7 protein-coding genes and 1 pseudogene are annotated in these 8,539 nt (G+C 53.3%); all 8 read left to right on the top strand.

The window, feature by feature from the left end; translation table 11 throughout:
- Positions 1-402: pseudogene (gene tuf, locus ACJ8IL_RS23870) on the top strand (elongation factor Tu); the annotation flags it as partial.
- A gap of 259 nt (positions 403-661) precedes the next feature.
- The gene (gene secE, locus ACJ8IL_RS23865) at positions 662-1,045 is read left to right on the top strand and encodes a preprotein translocase subunit SecE (RefSeq protein ID WP_004929916.1); all 384 of its coding nucleotides are present in this window, start codon (positions 662-664) and stop codon (positions 1,043-1,045) included.
- A 1-nt stretch (position 1,046) separates the two neighbouring features.
- The gene (nusG, locus tag ACJ8IL_RS23860) at positions 1,047-1,592 is read left to right on the top strand and encodes a transcription termination/antitermination protein NusG (protein ID WP_004929914.1); all 546 of its coding nucleotides are present in this window, start codon (positions 1,047-1,049) and stop codon (positions 1,590-1,592) included.
- A gap of 165 nt (positions 1,593-1,757) precedes the next feature.
- Complete coding sequence (gene rplK, locus ACJ8IL_RS23855) at positions 1,758-2,186, top strand: 50S ribosomal protein L11 (protein ID WP_015376316.1); 429 nt, start codon at positions 1,758-1,760, stop codon at positions 2,184-2,186.
- Positions 2,187-2,189: 3 nt separating this feature from the next.
- On the top strand, positions 2,190-2,894 hold the full coding sequence (gene rplA / locus ACJ8IL_RS23850; RefSeq protein WP_019456443.1) for a 50S ribosomal protein L1: 705 nt from the start codon (positions 2,190-2,192) through the stop codon (positions 2,892-2,894).
- Between the two features lie 338 nt (positions 2,895-3,232).
- Positions 3,233-3,730, top strand: a complete 498-nt coding sequence (gene rplJ / locus ACJ8IL_RS23845; RefSeq protein ID WP_004929905.1) for a 50S ribosomal protein L10 — start codon at positions 3,233-3,235, stop codon at positions 3,728-3,730.
- Positions 3,731-3,793: 63 nt separating this feature from the next.
- Positions 3,794-4,159, top strand: coding sequence for a 50S ribosomal protein L7/L12 (rplL, locus tag ACJ8IL_RS23840; protein WP_004929903.1), 366 nt, complete (start codon positions 3,794-3,796; stop codon positions 4,157-4,159).
- Positions 4,160-4,491: 332 nt separating this feature from the next.
- A complete protein-coding gene (rpoB, locus tag ACJ8IL_RS23835; RefSeq protein ID WP_025304938.1) occupies positions 4,492-8,520 on the top strand; it encodes a DNA-directed RNA polymerase subunit beta in 4,029 nt (1,342 codons plus the stop codon).
- Positions 8,521-8,539: the final 19 nt, after the last annotated feature.

The raw sequence follows: 8,539 nt of genomic DNA, 5'->3' as shown, positions 1-8,539 counted from the left end.
TTCCGCAAACTGCTGGACGAAGGCCGTGCTGGTGAGAACGTAGGTGTTCTGCTGCGTGGTATCAAACGTGAAGAAATCGAACGTGGTCAGGTACTGGCTAAACCAGGCTCCATCAAGCCACACACCCAGTTCGAATCTGAAGTGTACATCCTGAGCAAAGATGAAGGTGGTCGTCACACGCCATTCTTCAAAGGCTACCGTCCACAGTTCTACTTCCGTACCACTGACGTGACCGGTACCATCGAACTGCCAGAAGGCGTAGAGATGGTAATGCCAGGCGACAACGTGAACATGGTTGTAACCCTGATTCACCCAATCGCGATGGACGACGGTCTGCGTTTCGCAATCCGTGAAGGCGGCCGTACCGTTGGCGCAGGCGTTGTTGCTAAAGTTATCGCTTAATCGCTGATAAAGTTTGACGCGACACGCGGTAAAAGGGCATCATTTGATGCCCTTTTTCTACGCTGTGAACTAGAACCTATCTCATCAGCGATTTTGCAGTCATAATCATTGGTGAGATGGGCTCTTAAACCGTATTGACTGAATACGTCATGGCGTAAAACACCGGGATATTGCTATTGCGGTATCCGATCGGTTTGGTTTGCCTCGCAATGCGAGGCAAAGTTGTTTGTTCTGAATCATCATTGTGACAGGTTGGTTTATGAGTGCGAATACCGAGGCTCAAGGGAGCGGACGCGGCCTGGAAGCGGCAAAGTGGCTGATCGTCGCCGTTCTGTTGGTTGTGGCTATTGTCGGTAACTATTACTACCGTGATTTAAGCCTGCCATTGCGCGCGCTGGCAGTTGTGCTGATCATCGCCGTTGCAGGTGCAGTGGCTCTGATGACCACCAAAGGCAAAGCCACCGTTGCGTTTGCCCGCGAAGCGCGTACCGAAGTACGTAAAGTGATTTGGCCAACTCGTCAGGAAACGCTACACACCACGTTGATCGTTGCCGCGGTAACCGCCGTGATGTCACTGATTCTGTGGGGACTGGATGGTATTCTGGTCCGTCTGGTGTCGTTTATTACTGGCCTGAGGTTCTAAAATGTCTGAAGCTCCAAAAAAACGTTGGTACGTCGTTCAGGCGTTTTCCGGTTTTGAAGGTCGCGTAGCGCAATCGCTGCGTGAACACATCAAACTGCACGATATGGAAGAGCTGTTCGGCGAGGTGATGGTGCCTACGGAAGAAGTGGTTGAAATCCGTGGTGGCCAGCGTCGCAAGAGCGAGCGTAAATTCTTCCCTGGCTACGTGCTGGTGCAGATGGTGATGAATGACGCCAGCTGGCACCTGGTGCGCAGCGTACCGCGTGTCATGGGGTTCATCGGCGGCACGTCTGACCGTCCTGCGCCTATCAGCGATAAAGAAGTTGATGCGATCATGAACCGCCTGCAGCAGGTTGGTGACAAACCGCGTCCGAAGACGCTGTTCGAGCCGGGCGAGCTGGTGCGCGTCAACGATGGCCCGTTTGCCGATTTCAACGGCGTGGTCGAAGAAGTCGATTACGAAAAGAGCCGCCTGAAAGTTTCCGTTTCCATCTTCGGCCGTGCAACGCCGGTGGAACTGGACTTCAGCCAGGTTGAAAAAGGCTGATCGAATAATCAGCAATAAGCGGTCCGTTGCCGCTTGTCAAAGGCGCGAAATTGAACTACAATTTCGCGCCTTTTGTTTTTAGATGCCTTGCCTGATGCCTGTCTGGCGAGGTTAAACACGGGGAGCCTCTCACGAGGCGATACTACCCAAACCGAGGAAATTTAAATGGCTAAGAAAGTACAAGCCTACGTCAAGCTGCAAGTTGCAGCTGGTATGGCGAACCCGAGCCCACCAGTGGGTCCAGCTCTGGGTCAGCAGGGCGTTAACATCATGGAATTCTGTAAGGCATTCAACGCTAAGACTGACAGCGTTGAAAAAGGTCTGCCGATTCCGGTTGTTATCACCGTTTATTCTGATCGCTCCTTCACTTTCGTTACCAAAACCCCGCCAGCAGCAGTTCTGCTGAAAAAAGCGGCTGGTATCAAGTCTGGTTCCGGTAAGCCGAACAAAGACAAAGTAGGTAAAGTGACTCGTGCTCAGGTACGTGAAATCGCAGAAACCAAAGCTGCGGACATGACTGGTTCTGACGTTGAAGCGATGACTCGCTCCATCGAAGGTACCGCTCGTTCCATGGGCCTGGTAGTGGAGGATTAAGAGATGGCTAAGCTGACCAAGCGCATGCGCGTGATCCGTGACAAAGTTGATGCTACTAAACAGTATGACATCACCGAAGCTGTTGCTCTGCTGAAAGAGCTGGCCACCGCTAAATTCGTAGAAAGCGTTGACGTTGCCGTTAACCTCGGCATCGACGCTCGTAAATCTGACCAAAACGTTCGTGGCGCTACCGTTCTGCCACACGGCACCGGTCGTTCCGTTCGCGTTGCCGTATTTGCCCAAGGCGCTAACGCTGAAGCAGCGAAAGCTGCCGGCGCAGAGCTGGTAGGTATGGACGATCTGGCTGACCAGATCAAGAAAGGCGAAATGAACTTCGACGTTGTTATTGCTTCCCCGGATGCAATGCGCGTTGTAGGTCAACTGGGCCAGATCCTGGGTCCACGCGGCCTGATGCCAAACCCGAAAGTGGGTACCGTTACTCCGAACGTTGCTGAAGCAGTGAAAAACGCTAAAGCTGGTCAGGTTCGCTACCGTAACGACAAAAACGGCATCATCCATACCACTATCGGTAAGGTTGATTTCGACGCAGACAAGCTGAAAGAAAACCTGGAAGCCCTGCTGGTTGCGCTGAAAAAAGCAAAACCTTCTCAGGCGAAAGGCATGTACATCAAGAAAGTTAGCCTCTCCACCACCATGGGTGCTGGCGTTGCTATCGATCAGAGCGGTCTGTCTGCTGCAGCGAACTAATCGCACTTGCGATTATCGCTTTGACTTGGGGCCGAGATTTGTCTAGAATCTTATGCCCCAAGGTTTTGCTACTGGCTATGCCGTAGGCAAAACAAAGATTTTTCGGTTGGAGCCTGGCCTATCCAGGCCTCCGTCCAAGACCGCAGGTGTATCGCAAGATACTTAATCCTTCCTGCGTAGACGGTGACAGAGCCTAAGAAAATTTTTCTTTTTTATAAAAGAATGTCTTTGCTGGATTCTGCTCACCGTGTTAAGCCGCTCGGCGTGGCGTTTTACAAAGCGCCGAGTGAAGTGAGTTCCGGGGGATTTTCCCCGGCTAATCCAGGAGCAAAAAGCTAATGGCATTAAATCTTCAAGACAAACAAGCGATTGTTGCTGAAGTCAGCGAAGTAGCCAAAGGCGCGCTGTCTGCGGTTGTTGCGGATTCCCGCGGCGTTACCGTAGATAAAATGACTGAACTGCGTAAAGCAGGTCGTGAAGCTGGCGTTTACATGCGTGTTGTTCGCAACACCCTGATGCGTCGCGTAGTTGAAGGCACTCCATTCGAATGCCTGAAAGACACGTTTGTCGGTCCAACCTTGATTGCATTCTCTCACGAACACCCGGGCGCTGCTGCTCGTCTGTTCAAAGAGTTCGCGAAAGCGAATGCAAAATTCGAGGTTAAAGCTGCGGCCTTTGAAGGTGAGCTGATCCCAGCGGCGCAAATCGACCGCCTGGCGACGCTGCCAACTTACGAAGAAGCGATCGCACGCCTGATGGCAACCATGAAAGAAGCCGCTGCCGGCAAACTGGTTCGCACTCTGGCTGCAGTACGCGATCAGAAAGAAGCGGCGTAAGCCACTCTTTCTTAGCCTTTGCTAACGTATTTAAACTATTTCTGAATTTTAGGAACAATTGTTATGTCTATCACTAAAGACCAAATCCTGGAAGCAGTTGCCGCTATGTCCGTAATGGACGTTGTTGAACTGGTTTCCGCTATGGAAGAAAAATTCGGCGTTTCTGCTGCTGCTGCTGTAGCTGTAGCTGCTGGCCCAGCTGAAGCTGCTGAAGAGAAAACTGAATTCGACGTTATCCTGAAAGCTGCAGGCGCTAACAAAGTTGCTGTTATCAAAGCAGTACGTGGCGCTACCGGCCTGGGTCTGAAAGAAGCTAAAGACCTGGTTGAATCTGCTCCAGCCGCTCTGAAAGAAGGCGTGAGCAAAGATGACGCAGAAGCTCTGAAAAAATCTCTGGAAGAAGCTGGCGCAGAAGTTGAAGTTAAATAAGCCAACCTTTCCGGTTGCAGCCTAGTCTTTTAGGCTGATGGCTGGTGACTTTTTAGTCACCAGCCTTTTTGCGCTGTAGGGCGCCAGTAGCGTTTCACACTGTTTGGCTGCTGGTTTCGCCTCCCAATGTTTGTTTCTGTTGACGACTTAATATACCGCGGTCTTTGCACTACCAGGAGTTCTGGGGGAAGACGCGATGAAATGGTTTAAGCGTGATAGCAAGAGACATTGCGGAAAGTGTTCCCGCTTTCCGGTCGACAAAACGGTGTTGCATGAACTGTCCCTAATCGGACGGACAGATTGGGTCACTGATCAGCGAGCTGAGGAACCCTATGGTTTACTCCTATACCGAGAAAAAACGTATTCGTAAGGATTTTGGTAAACGTCCACAAGTGCTGGACATACCATATCTCCTTTCTATCCAGCTTGACTCGTTCCAGAAGTTTATCGAGCAAGATCCAGAAGGGCAGTACGGCCTTGAAGCCGCATTCCGTTCTGTTTTCCCTATCCAGAGCTACAGTGGCAATTCGGAGCTGCAATACGTTAGCTACCGTCTTGGTGAGCCGGTCTTCGACGTCAAAGAGTGCCAGATCCGTGGTGTGACGTTCTCTGCACCGCTGCGCGTAAAACTGCGCCTGGTTATCTATGAGCGCGAAGCGCCTGAAGGTACGGTCAAAGACATCAAGGAACAAGAAGTCTACATGGGCGAAATTCCGCTCATGACCGAAAACGGCACCTTTGTGATCAACGGTACTGAGAGGGTTATCGTATCTCAGTTGCACCGTAGTCCTGGCGTATTCTTCGACAGCGATAAGGGTAAAACCCACTCTTCGGGTAAAGTGCTGTACAACGCACGCATCATCCCTTACCGCGGTTCATGGTTGGACTTCGAGTTCGATCCGAAAGACAACCTGTTCGTGCGTATTGACCGTCGCCGCAAACTGCCTGCGACCATCATTCTGCGCGCGCTGAACTACACCACTGAACAGATCCTCGACCTGTTCTTTGACAAGATCGTCTTCGAAATCCGCGACAACAAGCTGCAGATGGAGCTGGTGCCAGAGCGCCTGCGTGGTGAGACCGCTTCGTTCGATATCGAAGCCAACGGCAAGATCTACGTAGAGAAAGGCCGTCGTATCACCGCCCGTCATATCCGTCAGCTGGAAAAAGACGACATTCAGAGCATTGAAGTACCGGTAGAGTACATCGCGGGCAAAGTGGTCGCGAAAGACTATATCGATACCAATACCGGCGAACTGATCTGCGCAGCCAACATGGAGCTGTCGCTGGATCTGCTGGCCAAACTGAGCCAGTCTGGCCACAAGCGCATCGAAACGCTGTTCACCAACGATCTGGATCACGGCGCGTACATCTCTGAAACGCTGCGTGTCGATCCGACCAACGATCGTCTGAGCTCGCTGGTAGAAATCTACCGCATGATGCGCCCTGGTGAGCCGCCAACGCGCGAAGCTGCCGAAAGCCTGTTCGAGAACCTGTTCTTCTCCGAAGACCGCTACGATCTGTCCGCGGTGGGTCGCATGAAGTTCAACCGTTCTCTGCTGCGCGACGAGATCGAAGGTTCGGGCATCCTGAGCAAAGACGACATCATCGAAGTGATGAAGAAGCTCATCGATATCCGTAACGGCAAGGGCGAAGTGGACGACATCGACCACTTGGGCAACCGTCGTATCCGCTCCGTCGGCGAAATGGCCGAGAACCAGTTCCGCGTAGGTCTGGTGCGTGTTGAGCGTGCGGTGAAAGAGCGTCTGTCTCTGGGCGATCTGGATACCCTGATGCCTCAGGACATGATCAACGCCAAGCCGATTTCGGCGGCGGTGAAAGAGTTCTTCGGTTCCAGCCAGCTGTCCCAGTTCATGGACCAGAACAACCCGCTGTCCGAGATCACGCACAAGCGTCGTATCTCCGCACTGGGCCCGGGCGGTCTGACCCGTGAGCGCGCCGGCTTTGAAGTTCGAGACGTACACCCGACCCACTACGGCCGCGTGTGCCCAATCGAAACGCCGGAAGGTCCAAACATCGGTCTGATCAACTCCCTGTCCGTGTACGCACAGACTAACGAGTATGGCTTCCTGGAAACCCCGTACCGCCGCGTGCGTGACGGCGTGGTGACCGATGAAATCAACTACCTGTCTGCTATTGAAGAAGGCAACTTCGTTATCGCCCAGGCGAACTCCAACCTGGATGAAGAAGGCCGCTTCGTAGAAGACCTGGTCACCTGCCGCAGCAAAGGCGAATCAAGCCTGTTCAGCCGCGATCAGGTTGACTACATGGACGTATCCACCCAGCAGGTTGTTTCCGTTGGTGCCTCACTGATTCCATTCCTGGAACACGATGACGCCAACCGTGCATTGATGGGTGCGAACATGCAACGTCAGGCCGTACCAACCCTGCGCGCTGACAAGCCGCTGGTCGGTACCGGTATGGAACGTGCTGTAGCGGTTGACTCCGGCGTAACCGCCGTTGCCAAACGCGGCGGTGTGATCCAGTACGTGGATGCTTCCCGTATCGTTATCAAAGTTAACGAAGACGAGATGTACCCGGGCGAAGCAGGTATCGATATTTACAACCTGACCAAGTACACCCGTTCTAACCAGAACACCTGCATCAACCAGATGCCGTGTGTGAGTCTGGGTGAGCCAATCGAGCGCGGTGACGTGCTGGCGGATGGCCCATCGACAGACCTGGGCGAACTGGCACTGGGCCAGAACATGCGCGTAGCGTTCATGCCTTGGAACGGCTACAACTTCGAAGACTCCATTTTGGTCTCCGAGCGCGTGGTGCAGGAAGATCGCTTCACCACCATCCACATCCAGGAACTGGCGTGCGTATCTCGCGACACCAAGCTGGGGCCTGAAGAGATCACCGCCGACATCCCTAACGTGGGTGAAGCTGCTCTCTCCAAGCTGGATGAATCCGGTATCGTATATATCGGTGCTGAAGTGACCGGCGGCGACATCCTGGTCGGTAAGGTAACGCCTAAAGGCGAAACCCAGCTGACGCCGGAAGAGAAACTGCTGCGTGCGATCTTCGGTGAGAAAGCGTCTGACGTTAAAGACTCTTCTCTGCGTGTGCCGAACGGCGTTTCCGGTACGGTTATCGACGTGCAGGTCTTCACCCGTGATGGCGTGGAAAAAGACAAGCGCGCGTTGGAAATCGAAGAGATGCAGCTGAAGCAGGCGAAGAAAGACCTGACGGAAGAACTGCAGATCCTGGAAGCCGGCCTGTTTGCACGTATCCACGCGGTGCTGGTTGCCGGTGGCATCGAAGCCGACAAGCTGAGCAAGCTGCCGCGCGATCGCTGGCTGGAACTGGGCCTGACCGACGAAGAGAAGCAAAACCAGCTGGAACAGCTGGCCGAGCAGTACGACGAACTGAAATCCGACTTCGAGAAGAAGCTGGAAGCCAAGCGTCGTAAGATCACTCAGGGCGACGATCTGGCGCCGGGCGTGCTGAAAATCGTCAAGGTTTATCTGGCCGTTAAACGTCAGATCCAACCGGGTGACAAGATGGCGGGCCGCCACGGTAACAAGGGTGTTATCTCCAAGATCAACCCGATCGAAGATATGCCTTACGATGAAAACGGCACGCCGGTAGACATCGTACTGAACCCGCTGGGCGTACCATCACGTATGAACATCGGTCAGATCCTGGAAACCCACCTGGGTATGGCTGCGAAAGGCATCGGTGAGAAAATCAACCAGATGCTGAAGCAGCAGCAGGAAGTGGCCAAGCTGCGTGAGTTCATCCAGAAGGCCTACGATCTGGGCGACGACGTTTGCCAGAAAGTTGACCTGAACACCTTCAGCGACGACGAAGTGCTGCGTCTGGCAGAGAACCTGAAAAAAGGTATGCCGATCGCAACGCCGGTGTTTGACGGTGCGAAAGAGACTGAAATCAAGAAGCTGCTGGAAATGGGTGGTATCCCGACCTCCGGTCAGATCACGCTGTTCGATGGCCGTACCGGTGAGCAATTCGAGCGCCAGGTTACTGTTGGCTATATGTACATGCTGAAACTGAACCACTTGGTTGACGATAAAATGCACGCCCGTTCAACCGGTTCTTACAGCTTGGTTACTCAGCAACCTCTGGGCGGTAAAGCGCAGTTCGGTGGTCAACGCTTCGGTGAGATGGAAGTGTGGGCACTGGAAGCATACGGCGCGGCTTATACCCTGCAGGAAATGCTCACCGTTAAGTCGGATGACGTTAACGGCCGTACCAAGATGTACAAAAACATCGTGGATGGCGACCACCGGATGGAGCCAGGCATGCCGGAATCCTTCAACGTACTGTTGAAAGAAATCCGCTCGCTCGGCATCAACATCGAACTGGAAGACGAGTAATCGTCATTCCGGCTCAGGC

The organism is Serratia sp. CY47444 (assembly GCF_052168635.1).
GTDB classification, from domain to species: domain Bacteria; phylum Pseudomonadota; class Gammaproteobacteria; order Enterobacterales; family Enterobacteriaceae; genus Serratia; species Serratia bockelmannii.
Note: the sequence above shows the minus strand (reverse complement) of the source record. Positions and strands in the feature narration are given on the sequence as shown.